Origin of the sequence: Roseobacter sp. SK209-2-6, assembly GCF_000169455.1 — a bacterium.
Taxonomy (GTDB): domain Bacteria; phylum Pseudomonadota; class Alphaproteobacteria; order Rhodobacterales; family Rhodobacteraceae; genus Pseudophaeobacter.
This window is the reverse complement of the sequence record NZ_AAYC01000001.1, coordinates 52,139-69,619: the sequence shown is the minus strand read 5'-3', so window position 1 is coordinate 69,619 and position 17,481 is coordinate 52,139. Positions and strand designations below refer to the sequence as shown.

Sequence of the window (17,481 nt, the reverse complement as noted above, 5' to 3'; positions counted from 1 at the left end):
CCAATCCTACCCCTTCCTTAGCCGAACATGAACGAGATACGCAAGAATTTGATCAAATTACCTCGGCCAATCCACTCAGCGCCCTAATTGCCTTTGATCCGGACGGTAAAGCGGGTACGCGCACCAGCGGGTGGCGGTGGGAAGGGCGCTGCACGACGCACCTGCGCCAGAGCAATACTATCCAGCTTCCCAGAGCCAGAGCTGCGCGCAATGCCAACCCCAGCCAGGGATCCACCAGGGCCAATGGAAAAACTCACGACCGCGACGCCCTTGACCGATGCTGGCCGCTTGGCTCGCTGGATCTTACGCATCACTTTGCCAGGATAATTGCTAACCGCAGCATTACCCTGCACCCTCGCTTGTCCGTTCTGACGCTGTGACTGCCCACCTTGGGCTTGGCGGTTCGATTCTGTCACGCCTCGGTTTGTGTTCACGACACTGTTGCCCCGTGGCTTTGTGACAGGTTTTGGCAAGAGTTCGGGCTTGGGGTTTGGACGAGGCTGCTGCACCGCAAGCGCCTGCTCTGCCTGTTGCGGGCGTGTTGGTTGTGGTTCTGGACGGGTCGGTGGGCGTAAAGATTGTTCAACCTTCGGGGCCTGCGCCGCTGGATCCGGCACAGGTTGTTGCAACTCTTGTTGCACTGATACCTGCTCGCTTACCCGGTCTTCAGCCGCAATCGTAGCAGATCTCTCTAACACTGGCTCTTGTTGGACCTTCTGTGAAACTGGAAGTATGGCGACTTCCCCCGCGCCCTCGACAACACTCTCCTCCGCGCTTACGGGCAGTAGTGGCACGCCGCCAGGAACCAGTTCCAAATTCTCCTGTTTCGAACTCTCTTCAGCGCGGACAAGAAGAGCCTTTGATGGCGCTATCAGGGTCGTATTGGCTGTCTCTGGAGCAACAGGCAAAGCTGTCTGATGGACCTTAGGCCGGACAGTCTCTTGCGTGGGGAAAGGGGACATTTCCCCTTCGGCCAGATTGGCAAAACTGCTCCCTCTCGCGGCGAGTTCAGTTTCACCACCTGAGTTTTCGACGGCCAGTTCTTGTTTGAAGGGCGCAAGCCCTGCATGCAAAAGAAGCGCAAGTAGAAATGCCCCAACAGCAGCCAACACAGAACCCGGAACAATGGGCGCCCCCACAACATTTGGCGCGACAGCCAATACCTGACCTGAGAGGTTATTCATGGGAGGGCGCGCTCCGAAACCAAAAGGACCCGCCCGGCACCGGACTTTCGCAAACTGTTGGAAATCGCGATCAACTGGCGCGCCGGAAGATCCCGGTCCGGCACCAATTTGACCACACTCCTGGCTGCCTCTGGCAGGGTTGCAAAATAGGCCTCAGCACTTTCGACCTGCTGCCCTCGCAGCTGCAATCTGCCATCCGCATGCACGACCAGAGTATCGGGGGGCTCTCGACCATCCAAATCCGCAGTCTGAATCAACTTGATCTCCTGATCGAGGGGGACCGCCAGCGTCCCTGCAATCATGAAAAAGACCAACATCAGAAAGACGATATTGATAAGAGCAATCGTTGGTTCTTTCTGCGTAGGTCTGGTTCGATTGAGCAGCATCACCCCAGCACCACCCATTGCAATCCTTCAACCTGTCGTAGCTCCGCCAGCAGATCGACAAGGTGCTGTGATGTGGCACTCTCATCCGGGCTGATCAGGACAACATGCCCACGCCCGTCATCAGGCTGACTGCGTAGGAGCCCCGCCAGACTTTGCAAATCCGCTGGCTGGCCATTTAGCGAAACGCTCTCTGCACCCAGTTGGACAAACAATCTTTGTGGGGCTTCCCCCGCTGTGGCTTGGCCAGCGGCCATCAACTCGACCTCCCCGTATTTCGAGAAAGTCGAGGTCAGCATAAAGAACAAAAGAAGTAGGAAAATCACATCGATGAGAGATGTCATAGAGAGGCGGCCACGCCTTGGTCCATGCAGCTTAACCGGCATAAGAAAGGCCCTGGACAGGTTGGGTATGGTCTGTGTCATTCACCCGCTCAGACTGCACCATCTTTTGCGGGGAAAAGGCAACGCGAAGTGCGTGATTTGCAAAGACCCGCTCTTGCTGCATGCGCGCTGTCAGCCAGCCCAAGACGAGGGCGGCGGGCATCGCTACGGCCAGCCCTGCGGCCGTTGTCAGCAACGCCACCCAGATCCCCCCAGCCAGGAGCGATGGGTCCACGGAGGAACCGGCGGATTGCAGTTTTTGAAAGGCTTCGATCATGCCGATCACTGTACCAAAGAGGCCCATCAGCGGCGCCAGTTGCGCTACCATATCCAAAGCCCCGAGCCCACGTTCCAATCGGGCAAAACGCGCCTCTGCTTCTGCATCTGCACGCGCGGCCAGCCTCTCGTCCTGTGGCGCAGTCAAAGCCATGTGCAGAACTGGCACTAGATAGGACCGGCTTTGGGCAACCGCAGCCAAAGCTCCCTGACTGTCGCCCCGATCCCAGGCGGCGACGGCCTGTGACAACTGCTTATGGTTACCCACCCGTGCCACCTGGTATTGCCAGATTTTGTATAGCACCAAGCTCGTCGTCAGAATGGAAACCACCAGTAGCAGCAGGACCACCGGACCACCCAGGTTCAGCACCCGCTCCAAGGCATTCAACACAAGGTTCATCCTGCCAGCTCCATTTTTTCACGGCTCAGCAGACGCAGGTTGTCAGAGCAGGCGCCTTGCGCGATGCCTTCTCCCTGACAGGTGGAAGCCCCATTGATCAGCACACGACTGATATCACTACAGAGCTGCGGGAATTGAAACTGCCGCACACGGAGGCGCCCGGCAGGAAGATCTTGAAAATCCAACAAGGTCAGCTGTGAAACCTGCCCCTTGGCATCAAACAGGACGGTTTCAAAAACCGCCTGTTCAATGGAGGTGCCAAGCGCATTACTGACCACAAAGGATAGCCTGCAAGCATCAGGAGCCTCCTCAGCAGTGCTGAGTTCTATTGAGAGGCCAGGCTTTTGCTCTCGGTTAGTCTCAGCAGATGCCTGCCCTATCAAACCAGCCACAGCCATCGCGATAAACGGGGCTGAACGTTTGGAGGAAAGAGTCATATGAGGTCTCCTCTATTTGTTTGTGCTTTCGCCTTTGGGGGAGTGGATCAGAAAGTTTTGGCCAGGGTCAGCTTGAAGTTCCGACCGGGTGCAAACTCGGTTGCAAGGTTGGGCTTGTACTGCCGGTCAAAGGCGTTTTCGATGCCAAAGCGTACTTCTGTTCCGGCTAGAACACCGCTTTGCGGACGGTAGGTTGCACGCAGATTGCTAACCCCATAGCCTCCGTAGTTGTTGTTGCCCTCTTCGGCCACAACCTGTTCCCAGCTTAGATCCCAGGCCTCACCGATGCGTTTGCCAACTGTCAGGCGCGCGGAGTTTGCAGGCGCATTCCTCCAATCTCCACGAACCCCGGCAGAGGACAGGGACTCATAGTCGCCATAGGCCGCATTAACATCCACATAAAGACCACTTGCCATGGCATAGGTGACTTCCACCTCCACGCCTTCACTTTGGACAGAAGCGATCGAGGAATACGAGGTCACGTCCCACAGATCGCTGCGGAAGAAATTGACCTTGGCCTGCAGGCTGTCTTCGCTGGTGAAGACATCGCTACCCGCATAAGAGGCGCCGATCTCGTAGGTGCGAGATTTCTCCGGCTGGGTCATAAAGGCCGCATTGCTCAGATCGTCAATGATCGGCAGACTTTCGGTATAGGCTGCACTGGCAAAGAGAGCGAAACCGGAGTTGAACTCATAGCGCGCCGAGATACCGCCCATCGCTGCCGAGTTGTCGTAGCGATCACCCGCATAGGTCTTACGCCCCTCCACAGTCTGATCCTCCCAGCGGAAGGCGGGACTAAAAGTCCAATTGCCGAGGGAGATTTCATCCACTGCAAACAGGGCAATACGCTCATCCGTGCCACCAGGCACAGCCACACTGCCGGAGAAGGGGCTAACCTGGCTTTCCAACCTGTCCCGCTTGGACCATTCCACACCAAAACGCAGATCATGTGACGCTGCACCTGTCTGGAAGAACATCGCGTTTTTCACCGTCAGTTTATCGATGGTGTAGTCGTGATCGCCGTTCAGCAGGTAGTCGGCAAACCCACCAGGGTTAGCAGCTTCGCTTTCGATAAATATGTCCGAATAGGAATACTGAACCGACAGATTGATCAGGTCATTCCCTACTGGGTTGTACTCATACTTCAGGGTCGCAACTTCGGATTCGGTGCGCCGGTTCACGTTGCCAAAGTTGACGACGTTAAAGGCATCATATGGCGCATCAAACTCATCCGTCGCAGTCTTCTGGTAGCTTACGGTCACCGCGTGCTCGCCATCCTCCCCGAAGGTGTATCTGATCTTGGCCAACCCAGAGTAAGGCTCTGTTGCAGAGTTGCTTACCAGAGTGCCATTTCCATCTTCGTAGGCATCCGTATCCCGCTTGGTATAGTTCAGCAGGACTTCCAAATTCTCCATCGGCTGCCAGGCAATGATGGAAGAGCTGTGGTAGCCCTGCGCATTAGAGGAATACCCTAGTGTTTGGCGGAAGCGCAGACCCACTTCGCCGCCGGTAAAGTCAGAGGCATCCTTGGTTTCGAACTGCACCACGCCACCGACAATACCAGAGCCAAATTCAAACGACCCAACAGTTCCGCGGATAACCGAAACTGACTTGTAAAGGGACGGATCCGTGAAAAGCTGGGTCCCAATCCGGTAGATCTCTTCGGAACCCGTGGTCGCGCCATCGATCACGATGGCCACCTTCTGGTCGGTGCCATAGGTGCCATTGGCGCCGAAACCACGGATGTTGATCCCCGACCCTTCAGGACGAGAGCCGTTCACCAGCGAAACACCCGGTACCGAGTCAATCAATTCCGCCACAGTGCTCGCCTGACGATCGTCGATTTCTTCCTGGTTGATCACGGTGACCGGAGTCGAGGTCGCGATTTGGACCTCTCGCTTGCCCTGGCCCAATTCAACCGTTCCAAGGAAGCCATCTTCCGTGGTCTCAATCAGCTCATCAACCGGAATATCCTGGGCCAGCGCCCCGGTTCCCAACATCAATCCCAAAATGGATACGGTGCCCAGCAAGTGCTGGTTCAGCCGAAACTTTCCCATCGCATGTCCCTCTGCATCATGGAGTGTTTACCGATGCTTGCGGAAAGGGGCTGGCGTGGTAGTCGTCGTCTTGTTTTCTAGCGGAATCATCAATTTCCGCTTGAGCCTGATATTAAAGGTGATAAAAACAGTCAACATAAATTAAGCAATGCTTAACCAATCCGCCAGCCGTCTGCACATGCTCTCACGCAGGCCCGCGCCAGCCCTTTCCTGCACCATCTGCACATGCTGAAAGGGCCCAGATGAACCAAACTGCCCCCCTCACCCCGCTGGAAATCCGGCAAGCGCGGAAAAACAATCCAAAGTTGCGCGACCGTGATTTCGCCACTGAATTTCAAATCTCTGAAGCACAGCTTGTTGCTGCCTTTGTCGGCACCGAAGCAACTTGCATTTCGGCGGATATCGATAAAATCTTCCCACGCCTTGCCACTCTTGGAGAGGTGATGGCCCTCACGCGAAACAACTCATGCGTGATTGAGAAGGTTGGTTGCTATGCGAATTTCCACGCTGGGAAGCACGCAGCCATGGTTTTGACCGAAGAGATCGACCTGCGCCTATTCCCCCGCCATTTTGTCTCTGCCTTTGCGGTAGAGCGGGAGGGGGCGTCGGGCATCCGGCGTTCGCTTCAGTTCTTTGATGCCGCCGGAGATGCAGTGCACAAAATCCACCTGAGGCCCGAATCAAATCTTGATGCCTGGCAGACCCTGGTGGACGAACTTACCCTGGCTGAGCAGAACGACAGCCTTGAAGTCTCTCCCCGGATCCCGCCAGAGATGGCAAAGGGAAGTCCGGAAAAGGCAGCAGAGCTCCGCCGCGACTGGGAGGCCATGACAGACACGCACCAGTTTCGCAGCATGACCTCGCGACTGAAGATGAATCGCCTCGGCGCCTATCGCATTGTTGGCGAGCCTCTTGCACGTGCCCTAGCCCCCGAAGCGATCGATGACTCCCTGCAGGCGCTATGCGGTAGCGGAACGGAAGTCATGATCTTTGTGGGCAATATGGGATGTATCGAAATTCATGGTGGCCCAGTGCAAAACCTGCGTGCAATGGGCCCCTGGCAGAACATCCTAGATCCCGGATTCGATCTGCATTTGCGCCTGGATCACATCGCCGAAGTCTGGGCCGTCACCAAACCCACCCGCAATGGAAATACCCAGTCCATTGAAGCATTCGATGCCGAGGGCGGGTTGATCCTGCAAATCTTTGGCCGCCGAACCAAAGAACAAGACCACCGACCCGAATGGCACGCCATCATTGCACAACTGCCCTCCCTTGCCAGCAACTCTCCGACCAAATCCTCGGAAATGGAGGCCGCAGAATGAGCCTGTTCTCTCGCCTCTTCGCGTTTCTGAACATTCTGTTCCTCGCGCTTTTTGCCGCCCAGATGGCGCGTGCTGAGCCCCACAACCGTGTTGTTTCGATTGGCGGGTCGGTCACTGAAATCGTCTACGCTTTAGGTCAGGACAAACGCCTGGTTGCACGAGATACCACCTCCTCCTATCCGGCGGAGGTGACCGCGTTGCCAAATGTTGGCTATGCCCGTGCGCTGTCTCCTGAAGGGGTGTTGTCGATTGCCCCTGACCTTATCCTCGCAACAGAAGGTGCCGGCCCGCCGGAAACCCTGGAGGTTCTCAAGGCAGCAAATGTGACTTTTATCGAGGTGCCAGAGGTCTTTTCGGCGAAGGGTGTAGCCCAAAAGATCGAAACCGTTGGCGCAGCCCTTGGCCAAGAGGCCGAAGCGCGGGCCCTGGCGGATCAGGTGAGCGCAGAATTGGAGGCCGCTCTGTCTCGTGCGAAGGCAGCCGCCGGAGATCGCCCCAAAAAGGTTCTGTTTATTCTCTCAACCCAAGGCGGGCGGATCATGGCAGGGGGACAAGAGACCGCGGCTGATGGGATTATCAGCATGGCCGGCGGCGTAAACGCGGTGCAGGCGTTTAGCGGCTACAAGCAAATCACCGATGAGGCAGTTTCAGCAGCGGCTCCGGATGTAATCCTTGCCATGGATCGGAGTGGCGACCAGGGGATGAGCGCGGACAAAATGCTTTCAATACCAGCCTTGACCCCAACACCTGCAGCCCAAAATGGCGCTTTGGTTCGCATGAATGGATTGCATCTTCTTGGCTTTGGCCCCCGCACAGCCTCTGCAGTGACAGAGCTGAGCAACGCGCTCTACGGAGCCCAAGAATGAGCACCGTCACTGCAGAGCTCTCCGAAGCTTCGAAGCAAAGTAACGTTGCACCATTGCCAGACCGCCGCATTCGCGCCAAACAACTGACTCTGATCCTGGCGTTCTCTTTGCTCCTGGTTTCGATTTTCTCGCTCACCTCAGGGGCCTCTGGCATCTCACTTTGGCGCACTCTGAGTGATTTGATCCAAGGTCGAGAACTCGCCACGCTTGATCGGGTGGTCTTGTTTGACATTCGCCTGCCTCGCCTGGCGATGGGTATTCTGGTTGGCGCCGCCCTAGCTGTTTCCGGCGCCGTGATGCAGGGCCTTTTTCGCAATCCCTTGGCAGATCCCGGAATCGTCGGGGTCAGCGCAGGTGCCGGGCTCGCAGCTATCACCGCCATCGTGCTGGGCAGCCTTTTGCCCGCAACGCTGCAAACCTATCTTGGCAGCGCCTTGGTGCCCGTCTCGGCCTTCCTTGGTGGCTGGGCCTCCACGCTGTTGCTCTATCGCGTATCTACGCGTGCGGGGCAGACCTCTGTTGCGACCATGCTCCTTGCCGGAATTGCCCTCGGCGCTCTATCCGGAGCGGCCTCCGGAATTCTGGTCTATATTGCCGATGACAGCCAACTCAGAGACCTGACCTTCTGGGGGATGGGATCCCTGGCCGGAGCCACATGGGGCAAAGTACTTACCGCTTTGCCGATCATCGCCTTGGCTCTTGTGGCGGCACCCATGCTGGCGCGCGGTTTGAACGCACTTGCTCTAGGAGAGGCGGCGGCGGGCCATGTCGGCATTCCGGTGCAGCGGGTAAAAAACACAGCAATTCTGGCGGTTGCAGGCGCCACTGGGGCCGCGGTTGCGATCTCGGGCGGCATTGGTTTTATCGGCATCGTGGTACCACATCTCTTACGGCTTGCTACCGGGCCGGATCATAATACGCTTTTGCCCAATGCGGCCCTGCTTGGGGCTATTTTGCTACTGGCAGCGGATATGATTGCCCGCGTTGTGATCGCTCCGGCGGAACTTCCTATTGGCATCGTCACCGCCATCCTAGGGGCGCCTGTTTTCCTTTGGATTCTCTTGAAGCGACGGGTGGACCTGGTCCTATGAGCAGAGCATTCACACTGGAAGCCCAGGGAATCCGCGCGTGTTTGGGACGCAAGGAAATCCTCCATTCGGTCAACTTCACCGCAGCCGCTGGGCGTGTAACTGCCATTGTTGGTCCCAATGGGTCCGGCAAAACAACATTGCTACGGGCAATAACTGGCGAAATCGCGCACGAAGGCTCGGTTACCTTGAATGGCCTGGATGTCAACCACTTGCAGCCCTGGCAGCTAGCCGCCATCCGTGCCGTTCAGCCGCAAAGCAGCACCATCGCCTTCCCCTTCACGGTGCTAGAGATCACACGGTTAGGACTGAGTGCCGGCCTCTCTGCTGCGGATAGTTCGATCCCCATTCGGGCGCTTGAGGCTGTTGGCCTTGGTGGTTTTGCGGGCCGCATGTATCAGGACCTCTCTGGGGGGGAGCAGCAGCGGGTGCAATTGGCCCGTGTTCTAACCCAGGTCTGGGAACCTGTTGTATCGGGGAAACCCTGCTGGCTATTACTGGATGAACCCGTGGCCAGTCTCGACATTGGGCATCAGTTCACGGTGATGGATCTGGCGCGCAACTATGCAGCCCACGGAGGCGGCGTGATCGCCGTGATGCACGATCTGAACCTCACCGCCATGTTTGCGGATGATGTTGTGCTGATGGATGGGGGCAATGTTGTCACGCAGGGCACACCCACCGAAGTCTTGACGGACAGCACGCTTGCACAGACCTATGGCTGCCCGGTGCCGGTGAATACCACGCCGCCCGGCCATATCCCCTTTCTCTTGCCGCAGGCACGGGTGCAGATGGCCAGTCGCAGCATTTGAACTCAAAACAGCACCTCGTTCCAATCGGCCGGGGTGCTTCTTGTTTCCGGGGCAGAGGTCATTCAAACCAGCGCGCCCAACCATCCAGATAATATCCGACCAGAGCATGGGACTGGAGCGAGTTCACCTCCACCTCCAGCGGTCCCGTTTCCGGATCAAAGACCTGCGCCGCAGTCCAGACTTCCGGGGTCAGATAACGCAGGCCTTCAGGCAGGTCGAAATCCCGTGCCGCAGGTTTTTGCGGAGAGGCAAGGATAAATCCCCAATCGCCAAAGCTGGGCAAATAGCTATGATAGGGTAGGATCTGCAGCCCCTCACCCGGCGCTTGCGGGTTTCGAGTGGCCTTTAGGGTCGCTGCGATCGACCAAAAGGCCTCTCTCGCAAATAGCGGAGATCCAGCCTGGGTCACCAGCACCCCATGCGCGCTCAACCGCTCTATCAATGCACCGTAGAATTGGCGCGAATAGAGTTTCGACAGCGCGAGGTTTTTAGGGTCCGGCAGATCTATCAGGATCACATCAAAGATCGCTTCGCTCTCTTCGACAAAACGCCAGGCATCTTGGTTTAGGATTGAAAGGCGCGGGTCCTTCAGCACCCCATTGTTGAGCTGCGACAGATCAGGGTGATCGCGAAACAGCTCTGTCACCCTAGGATCCAGATCCACCAGGGTTACGGCCTCCACATCGGCCCAGCGCATCACTTCGCGCACTGCCATCCCGTCGCCTCCGCCCAGGATCAGTACTGAAGCCCGGCGCGGTGACAAAGCTAGGGCCGGATGCACCAGACTTTCATGATAGCGATGTTCATCCAGCGTATCGAACTGGATCGAGTAATCCAGGAACAATCGCGTGCGGTTGCGATAGCGCGTGACTGTAATCTGCTGATAGGGCGTGGCCTCGCTAAAGATCACATCATCCTCAAACAGGCTGGCTTCACTGACCGAAACCAGTCGTTCCGATTGCCACAGTCCCGCCAACGTCAACAAGAGCGCAATGGCCCAGGTCAAAACCTGCAATGGGCTGGCCTGGCTGCGGAAGATCCAAAGAGAAAGACCTGCAACACCGAGATTCAGCGCCCCAAAAGTCAGGCTTGCGGGCATCAGCCCCAGGTAGGGAATAACCAGCAGTGGAAAGGCAAGAGAAGCAACAAGAGCACCGATGTAATCAACGCTCAGCACATTTTCAAAGCGGAACTCCGGCGCACCGATCTCCTTCAGAACCCGCGCGATCAGCGGGATTTCCATTCCTGACAGCACACCCACGGTGATCAGCAACCCATAGAGTGGCAGTGTGACGCTCTCCATCCAGGCAAAGGTAAAGAACACCACTGGCGCCATAAAACCGCCTGCGATCCCCAGAAGGATCTGCGCCCAGATAAAGCCACGCATGGCTTGCCCCACAAAGCGTGAGAGCCAGGCCCCCAGCCCCATGGCCGACAGAAAAATCCCAATCACATAGGAAAACTGCCGGACCGAATCCCCCAAGAGGTAGCTGGAAAGCGTTGCTGCAATGAGTTCATAGATCAGCCCTGCAACGGCCACCAGAAAGGTCGCCGCCAAGAGCCAAGTCTCACGCAGGCGCAGGCCCGCGCTCTCTGCAGATGCGACGCCCGAAGCGCCTGCCCCGCCTGGGCTTTCTGCCGGATCAAGAGACAATGACTGCGGCGATGATGATCGCGATGGCGATGAAAAGCATGCCGATCAGAACGGCCAAAGCCATGTTCTGATCTTCTTCGATCTCCTTCATGATCGGAAAAGGCGTAAGCCAGTCGATCACTTTCCAAACGACCCACATCAGGGTCATGCCCACAAAGGTGAAAAACACGGTGCTGATCAGCTCAGCCAGCTGAATCGCGGCAAAATACTCCATGGTGTCCTCTCTATTTGACACTTCCATTCAATCCCCGCCCGGCGCTGACGGCGCGGATGGAGCGGTCTAGATCGCGGCTTTCGCCGCCATGCCCAAGATAGGCAGCATAGGTTGTCCCGGTGATGGCCAGCGCGGAAAGCAGCAGAAAGACCAGGCGAAAAATACTCATATTCAGTCCTCGTCGCTCCAATCACTGCCGCTCCAGCGTCTTTTGTGATGCAAATATCGCCGCAGCAAAGGCAGGCCTCCAATGACCCCAAAAACCAAACCAAGAACGACCAGCCAAAAACCACTGGAAACCCCATTGGTGACCTTCACTTCCAAGCCCTTGATCGCAGGTGGCTTTTCCTGACCTGGGGCAAAACTCTGTGCCCAATAGCCAGTTTCCTCCAGCTCTATGGATAGGATATAGGTCCCAGCCACCGGAGGAAAAAAGTTCAGCTCGGCGCGATTGCTGCCTTCACTCCAATTGCCATCGCCGTCGCGGCCAAAGTAGTACTCGATGGTGCGGCCGGATTCAAAGAGCACCTCACCCTCAGGATCCTCCAGCTCTACTGCAAAATAGCCCCAGCTGTTGCGCGCGTCCCCTCGCATTTGCACCCGCGTCAGTCGACCCGGTTTGTGAACTTCAAAAGGGATTGAGACTGGCAGGTTGTGAACCGCGAAGCTCTGCGGTTGTATGGCAGAAGTACCGCTCAGCGACGATAGGAACCCGGCAAGCAGGATACATAGCACCGCCAGGAACAATCCGGATTTCAGCAAGAACAGGGAATGTTCCCCAGCCTTCAAAGCTTGCGTTGGATGCACGCCACGCGGACGTAACCCTGTCTTGATGTCAAAACCAGCCTCAACTTCCGCTTTTGGCAAGTAAACCGTTCGGTAGGTTTCCCGTTCCTGCCCTTTGCTGGAAAACCCCAGCATCGCCCTGTCGGAAAGAGCCGAAACCGTAGTGGTTACCTCCCCTGTCTTGGGCGCCCAGGTGAATTCCCCTTCGGCAAAGATGACCTGGCTGGAGGATGTGTCGTAGTACTTGAAAACTTCGCCTGGCAATCGAACGCGAGGTTGGTAATGCGCGGTTTCAACCTGTCTCTCTGACATCCAGGCAACGGCCTTGCGGTCACGTCGCGAGAAGGTCAGGTGCCCGTCCTCAATGGTCAGCCAAGCATAACCATGAGTCGGCGAAAACAGCTGATGATCGATCCAGGTCCAGCTTTTACCTGCCCAGCGCTCCTCATGTTGAAGAGTGCCAATAATGGTCCACTCCACATCGTAGAGATGTCCGACCATGCCGATCCAGAACGGGCTCTTGGGTCTTGCAGCTTGGTCGAATTTGGCCAGCACCTTGTAGTTGTCCTGCGTGTCCAACTCTGATCCGCAATAAGAGCAGATATGGGTGGTCACGCGTCCCCCGCCCAGGATATCCAAACCGGCACCACAGGAGGTACAATTGATGCTTTTGAGTTCGGGGTTAAGGCTCATCGATGTAAAACCTCTACCTCAAATGGATCGAGCCAACGGCCCAAAAACCACTCCCGGCTTCCTTCTTGCATTTCTGCAGAAAGCACCCGACCGCGATCCCCTTGAAGGTTATAAAATTGATAGGTTTCACCAACATACAAGGTATGGCCAAAACTGCCCTGTAGCCCGGTACACTCTCCGCTGCCAATCTCTGTAACTGCAAAGATCTCCGCATCATATTCGACGGTACTGCCCAGCTGCAGATAGCCGTCATAGCGGGGCCATTCGCTGCGGGTGAGGCTCTGCTGCAGGATGAGGTCCCCTTCATCCACTGAGATCCAGGCACTTTCCTGATCTTCCCTGAGAGCCCAAAACTCATCCCAGGTTCCACGGCCATAAGAAAACCGGGCCTGCCCTAGGATCTGATACCTTGCTGCATTGATCTGGATTTCGTCACCCAGTCCAAAGAGCATTGGAACCTGGTGCAAAACGCCCTGCTCTCCGGCCAGTCTTAGCCCCTCGTCCTCTAGAAGGATCGTGGTGGTACAGGACTCGCAGCTCAGCATTTTCACCTGCTGAATCGCGGGGCGAAGTAATGTTCCGCAGTTGGGGCAATTAAATTCACTCATGCGCCCAAGTTCACTATTCAACCTTTCCGCGCAAGCGGGAATTTCTCGCCCGATGGCTCAAGTTCCCCAGTTTCAACGCTTGACCCGCCCAAGCGATCAGGCCTCAACTAACTCTGCATTCATCACTTCTAAGCAACCCAAGAGTTTCATCATGTCACTAATTTTCAGAACCTGCCTATGGGCATTCCTCACCTCGTGTTGCTTCGCAACGCCTGTACTGGCCGAAAGCTGTATTGATCCTCAGACAACCTTAGAAATGCGGCTTTGTGCCTCTCAGGACTATGAGGCGGCTGATGCCGAACTGAATGCAGTCTATAAAGAGGCTCGCGCCGTCATGAAGGCACTTGATCAGGACCTGCCCGAAAACCTCAAAGGCGCGGGCGAGGCCTTGCTGCAGGCGCAGCGCGCTTGGATCCCCTTTCGCGACAAAGCCTGTGAAAGTGAGGGTTTTCTGTTTCGCGGCGGCAGCTTTGAACCCCTGACGGTTTTGCATTGCAAAACCGAATTGACCCGCCAGCGCAGTGAACAGCTCCGCTTCCTTCTCGAAGGGCTCTGAGTTTCAGGTACTCTGAACCAAGCAATGATCTTGCATGTGATGCATGGCGGCTATTCCAACCCTCCTCTACCAGCGGGCCCTCTACAGGACTATCTTTGACCTCAGATAAGGCAGCAGAACATAGGAGTGAAACTCAATGGCCCTCGCCCTCACACAGACTCGCAACTCTACCAGTGTCCTGTCCTTGCTCTTCAAGCCATTCACACTCTTCGGCGATCTTCTCATTTCGATCGGAGAGGCCAATACGCGCGGTGAAAACCTGCGGCGCCTTATGGCATTGGACGACGCAGAACTTGCGGAACGCGGTTTGAAACGCGACGAGTTGGTTCACCAGGTCTATACCGATAGCTATTACCTCTAAGCTCATTTCCCTCGGAGCTTAAGTGGCAAGAGGCGGTCCTTTGGGCCGCTTTTTCTGTTTCTGACACCCTTTGAATACTCCTGCAGCCCCAATGGCACTCTACTTTCAATTTTCCATCCGATGTTACGTGCTTTTAATGCCCGCTTTGCTAAATCTGAGTATCCGCTTGCCTTTATGTTATCGATAACGGTATTGCATAACTAAGGGAGCTATGATTCGGCGATGTCATGTCGAAAAGGTAATTTATTATGCATGAACTTTGGTCGGACCTGATGGCCCATAGGCGGCAGACGTCGCATGTGACCATTGCGAATCTCTTTTCCGAGTCTGAGGAGCGGTTTAATTCTTTCTCCGCCTCCAGCAGCGGGTTGCTGCTCGATTTCTCGAAAACCTCGTTGGATCAAACCGCTCTGGGCCACTTGATCGCCCTTGCCAAATCGCAGGACCTCCCATCGAAAATTGACGAGATGTTCAGCGGCGCAGCAATCAATGCCACGGAACAGCGGGCTGTACTGCATACGGCACTGCGGGCTGATGCAGGCACGCCCGTGGTATTGGACGGGCAGGATATCATGCCCGCCGTCACTGAGACCCTGCAACGCATGGAGGGATTTGCCGGCGCCCTGCGCAGCGGAGATTTCAAGACAGCCAACAACCAAGTCTTTACCGATGTCGTGAACATCGGGATTGGTGGCTCTGACCTCGGTCCCGCCATGGCGGTTCAGGCTCTTGCACCCTATTGCAATGGCCCCCGGTGCCATTTTGTCTCAAATATCGATGGGGCACATGTTTCCGACATTCTGCGCCAGCTCGACCCCGAAACCACATTGGTCGTGATCGCGTCAAAAACCTTCACGACGATTGAGACCATGACCAACGCCAAGACTGCGGTTGCCTGGCTCGAAAAGGCCCTGGGCGAGGCAGCTCCACTGCACCTGGCCGCGGTCTCCTCTGCGCTGGACAAGACCGCCCAGTTTGGCATCCCACCAGAGCGCGTCTTTGGCTTTGCCGATTGGGTCGGTGGACGCTATTCGCTTTGGGGGCCTGTTGGTCTTCCGCTCTTGATCGCAATCGGCAGAGACAATTTCCGCGCTTTCCTGAGTGGTGCCCAGTCGATGGATCAGCATTTCAGAACAGCGGATCTAGCTGAGAACCTGCCAGTCCTGTTGGGCCTTGTGGGCATCTGGCACAATAATATCTGTGGCTATCCCACGCGCGCTGTATTGCCCTATGACCAGCGGCTGGCCCGCCTGCCCGCCTATCTTCAGCAACTCGATATGGAAAGCAATGGCAAACGCACGACCCTTGAAGGCACCCAGGTCAAACAATCCACCGGGCCAATTGTCTGGGGAGAGCCTGGAACCAACGGTCAGCATGCCTTTTATCAACTGCTCCACCAAGGCACCCATGTGGTCCCTGCGGAATTCCTGATTGCAGCGCAGGGCCATGAAGAAGAACTTGCCCATCAGCATGACCTCCTGATTGCCAATTGCCTGGCGCAGTCCGAAGCGCTGATGCTGGGCCGCAGCCTTGAGTCAGCGCGTGAAATCGCCGCCCAACGAGGATTTGAAGGCGAAGCACAGGAGCGCATGGCGGCGCACCTCAGCTTCCCTGGCAATCGCCCCTCGGTGACATTGGCCTACCCCAAACTCACACCCTTCTCGCTGGGGCAGATCATTGCACTTTATGAGCATCGGGTTTTCACCGAAGGTGTAATCTGGGGGATCAATTCCTTTGACCAGTGGGGTGTTGAGCTGGGGAAAGAGTTGGCCGTCAGCCTTCTTCCCCTGGTTCAAGGAGGCGAGGATCCGAACAAGGATGGCTCCACACTAGGCCTGCTAGATAAACTCAAAGGTCCTGGCATTTAGAATAAACCGGGTGCCAAAGGACCCGAACCGAAACAAGGATAAAGACCCTATGGTATCCCGCGTTATCCCAGTTGAGAGCTTCGACCTCGTCCTGTTCGGGGCAACTGGTGATTTGGCACGTCGCAAAATCCTGCCCAGCCTGTTCCACCGTTTTCAGATTGGCCAGTTCGATGACAGCAGTCGGATCATCGGCTCTTCGCGCAGCAAGCTCGACAGGGCTGGTTTTCAATCACTTGTGGCGGATGCAATTCGTGAGTTCGGCCAGGCGGGTGAAGTCAGCGAAGGTGACATCTCAGCTTTTGTTGAAACATTGGACTACGTGGCGGTTGATGCAAGAGGCGACGCGGGCTGGTCTGAACTAAAGGCCCATCTGCGCGACGACAGGGTACGCGCTTTCTATCTCTCTGTTGGTCCCAGCCTTTTCCCGGAAATTGCAGAGCGGCTTAGCGCCACCGGCATCGCAACGGTTGAAAGCCGCATTGTTCTGGAAAAGCCCTTTGGGCACGATCTCGCCTCCGCCAAGGCGCTGAATTCAGCCCTGCGCAAACATTTCTCCGAAAGCCAGATCTACCGCATCGACCATTACCTGGGCAAGGAGACCGTGCAGAACCTGATGGCCCTACGTTTTGCCAATTCGCTGTTCGAGCCCCTATGGAACTCGACGCATGTGGATCATGTGCAGATCACCGTCGCCGAAAGTATCGGGGTTGAGGGGCGCGGTGAGTACTATGATCGCTCCGGTGCAATGCGGGATATGGTGCAGAACCACCTGATGCAGCTCCTGTGTCTCACCGCGATGGAACCGCCTGCCCGTTTCACGCCGAATTCCGTTCGCGACGAGAAAGTCAAAGTGATCGAAGCACTGGAACCGGTGACGCAAGAGAATATTGCCCGTGGACAGTATCGTGGCAAAAATGGTGACAGCTATCTTGACCATGCCGGCAACCCAGCCAGCACGACCGAGAGCTTCATCGCCATGAAGGTGCAGGTGGCCAATTGGCGCTGGTCGGGAACCCCATTCTATCTGCGCACCGGCAAATGCCTGCGCCAGCGTGAGAGCGAGATTGCGGTGCATTTTCGGGATCCACCACATAACATCTTTGCCGGTGCGGCAGGTGTACATGGCAATGTGCTGGTGATCCGGCTACAGCCCGACGAGGGCATCACATTGCGCACAACGATCAAGGATCCTGGTCCAGGTGGCATGCGGCTTACCTCGGCCAATCTGGATATGACCTTCGCCGATTCCTTGCCCGAAGCTGGGCGCCCCCAGGACGCCTATGAACGGCTGATCATGGATGTGATCCGTGGCAACCAGACCCTCTTCATGCGCGGGGATGAGGTTGAGGCCGCCTGGGCCTGGGCAGATCCAATCATCGAAGGCTGGGCTCATTCGGGTGGCGCCCAACCACAACTCTATGACCAAGGCAGCTCCGGGCCCGAAGATGCGCTGCTGCTCATGCATCGGGATCACCGCCGCTGGCGCAGCATCGGCGACTGAAGCTACCACCTCTGAAAGACACCCCAAAG

The 17,481-nt window shown here is 56.4% G+C and carries 19 protein-coding genes; 8 read left to right on the top strand and 11 right to left on the bottom strand.

Annotated elements, in window-relative coordinates:
• Positions 1–83: 83 nt before the first annotated feature.
• Genes RSK20926_RS21950 through RSK20926_RS00295 form a run of 6 tightly spaced genes read right to left on the bottom strand, consistent with a single transcriptional unit; the run spans position 84 to position 5,120 of the window.
• Positions 84–1,184, bottom strand: coding sequence for an energy transducer TonB (locus tag RSK20926_RS21950; protein ID WP_008203618.1), 1,101 nt, complete (start codon positions 1,182–1,184; stop codon positions 84–86).
• A complete protein-coding gene (locus RSK20926_RS00315; RefSeq protein WP_037253403.1) occupies positions 1,181–1,570 on the bottom strand; it encodes an ExbD/TolR family protein in 390 nt (129 codons plus the stop codon). The genes RSK20926_RS21950 and RSK20926_RS00315 overlap by 4 nt, the downstream gene beginning before the upstream one ends.
• Positions 1,570–1,911, bottom strand: coding sequence for an ExbD/TolR family protein (locus tag RSK20926_RS00310; RefSeq protein WP_008203616.1), 342 nt, complete (start codon positions 1,909–1,911; stop codon positions 1,570–1,572). Before RSK20926_RS00310 ends, RSK20926_RS00315 begins: the two co-directional genes overlap by 1 nt.
• A gap of 31 nt (positions 1,912–1,942) precedes the next feature.
• Entirely contained in the window at positions 1,943–2,626 is a 684-nt protein-coding gene (locus RSK20926_RS00305; protein ID WP_008203615.1) for a MotA/TolQ/ExbB proton channel family protein, read from the bottom strand.
• Entirely contained in the window at positions 2,623–3,063 is a 441-nt protein-coding gene (locus tag RSK20926_RS00300) for a hypothetical protein (RefSeq protein WP_037253158.1), read from the bottom strand. Before RSK20926_RS00300 ends, RSK20926_RS00305 begins: the two co-directional genes overlap by 4 nt.
• Before the next feature lie 47 nt (positions 3,064–3,110).
• Positions 3,111–5,120 carry a TonB-dependent receptor plug domain-containing protein gene (locus RSK20926_RS00295; RefSeq protein ID WP_008203613.1) on the bottom strand — a complete coding sequence of 670 codons (2,010 nt, stop codon included), beginning with the start codon at positions 5,118–5,120 and terminating at the stop codon, positions 3,111–3,113.
• A 242-nt stretch (positions 5,121–5,362) separates the two neighbouring features.
• Here RSK20926_RS00295 and RSK20926_RS00290 point away from each other — a divergent pair, with 242 nt between their 5' ends.
• The 4 genes from RSK20926_RS00290 to RSK20926_RS00275 are packed head-to-tail and all read left to right on the top strand — an operon-like array spanning position 5,363 to position 9,211.
• Positions 5,363–6,445: a hemin-degrading factor gene (locus tag RSK20926_RS00290; RefSeq protein ID WP_008203611.1), complete on the top strand. Its 1,083-nt coding sequence runs from the start codon at positions 5,363–5,365 to the stop codon at positions 6,443–6,445.
• A complete protein-coding gene (locus RSK20926_RS00285; protein ID WP_008203609.1) occupies positions 6,442–7,311 on the top strand; it encodes a heme/hemin ABC transporter substrate-binding protein in 870 nt (289 codons plus the stop codon). The genes RSK20926_RS00290 and RSK20926_RS00285 overlap by 4 nt, the downstream gene beginning before the upstream one ends.
• Positions 7,308–8,402: a FecCD family ABC transporter permease gene (locus tag RSK20926_RS00280; RefSeq protein ID WP_008203607.1), complete on the top strand. Its 1,095-nt coding sequence runs from the start codon at positions 7,308–7,310 to the stop codon at positions 8,400–8,402. Before RSK20926_RS00285 ends, RSK20926_RS00280 begins: the two co-directional genes overlap by 4 nt.
• The gene (locus tag RSK20926_RS00275) at positions 8,399–9,211 is read left to right on the top strand and encodes a heme ABC transporter ATP-binding protein (protein ID WP_008203604.1); all 813 of its coding nucleotides are present in this window, start codon (positions 8,399–8,401) and stop codon (positions 9,209–9,211) included. Before RSK20926_RS00280 ends, RSK20926_RS00275 begins: the two co-directional genes overlap by 4 nt.
• Positions 9,212–9,269: 58 nt before the next feature.
• On the opposite strand, the gene RSK20926_RS00270 is transcribed toward RSK20926_RS00275, so the two are convergent.
• From RSK20926_RS00270 to RSK20926_RS00250, 5 genes are read right to left on the bottom strand one after another with little or no spacing between them, the layout of a single operon-like run.
• Entirely contained in the window at positions 9,270–10,865 is a 1,596-nt protein-coding gene (locus tag RSK20926_RS00270; protein ID WP_008203602.1) for a polyamine aminopropyltransferase, read from the bottom strand.
• Positions 10,855–11,079, bottom strand: coding sequence for a DUF350 domain-containing protein (locus RSK20926_RS00265; protein WP_008203601.1), 225 nt, complete (start codon positions 11,077–11,079; stop codon positions 10,855–10,857). Before RSK20926_RS00265 ends, RSK20926_RS00270 begins: the two co-directional genes overlap by 11 nt.
• 10 nt (positions 11,080–11,089) lie before the next feature.
• Positions 11,090–11,248 carry a hypothetical protein gene (locus tag RSK20926_RS22955; protein ID WP_008203599.1) on the bottom strand — a complete coding sequence of 53 codons (159 nt, stop codon included), beginning with the start codon at positions 11,246–11,248 and terminating at the stop codon, positions 11,090–11,092.
• Between the two features lie 2 nt (positions 11,249–11,250).
• Positions 11,251–12,558: a DUF4178 domain-containing protein gene (locus tag RSK20926_RS00255; RefSeq protein WP_008203597.1), complete on the bottom strand. Its 1,308-nt coding sequence runs from the start codon at positions 12,556–12,558 to the stop codon at positions 11,251–11,253.
• Positions 12,555–13,166: a DUF4178 domain-containing protein gene (locus tag RSK20926_RS00250; protein WP_037253154.1), complete on the bottom strand. Its 612-nt coding sequence runs from the start codon at positions 13,164–13,166 to the stop codon at positions 12,555–12,557. Before RSK20926_RS00250 ends, RSK20926_RS00255 begins: the two co-directional genes overlap by 4 nt.
• Before the next feature lie 151 nt (positions 13,167–13,317).
• On the opposite strand from RSK20926_RS00250, the gene RSK20926_RS00245 reads away from it, so the two are divergent.
• From RSK20926_RS00245 to zwf, 4 genes are all read left to right on the top strand, one after another.
• On the top strand, positions 13,318–13,722 hold the full coding sequence (locus RSK20926_RS00245) for a lysozyme inhibitor LprI family protein (protein WP_050773016.1): 405 nt from the start codon (positions 13,318–13,320) through the stop codon (positions 13,720–13,722).
• A gap of 136 nt (positions 13,723–13,858) precedes the next feature.
• Positions 13,859–14,083, top strand: coding sequence for a hypothetical protein (locus tag RSK20926_RS00240; RefSeq protein WP_008203591.1), 225 nt, complete (start codon positions 13,859–13,861; stop codon positions 14,081–14,083).
• Positions 14,084–14,331: 248 nt separating this feature from the next.
• Positions 14,332–15,951 (top strand): glucose-6-phosphate isomerase, encoded by a 1,620-nt coding sequence (pgi, locus tag RSK20926_RS00235; RefSeq protein WP_008203590.1) that lies wholly within the window; start codon positions 14,332–14,334, stop codon positions 15,949–15,951.
• 49 nt (positions 15,952–16,000) lie between these two features.
• Positions 16,001–17,452 (top strand): glucose-6-phosphate dehydrogenase, encoded by a 1,452-nt coding sequence (gene zwf / locus RSK20926_RS00230; protein ID WP_037253150.1) that lies wholly within the window; start codon positions 16,001–16,003, stop codon positions 17,450–17,452.
• The last annotated feature ends 29 nt before the right edge of the window (positions 17,453–17,481 follow it).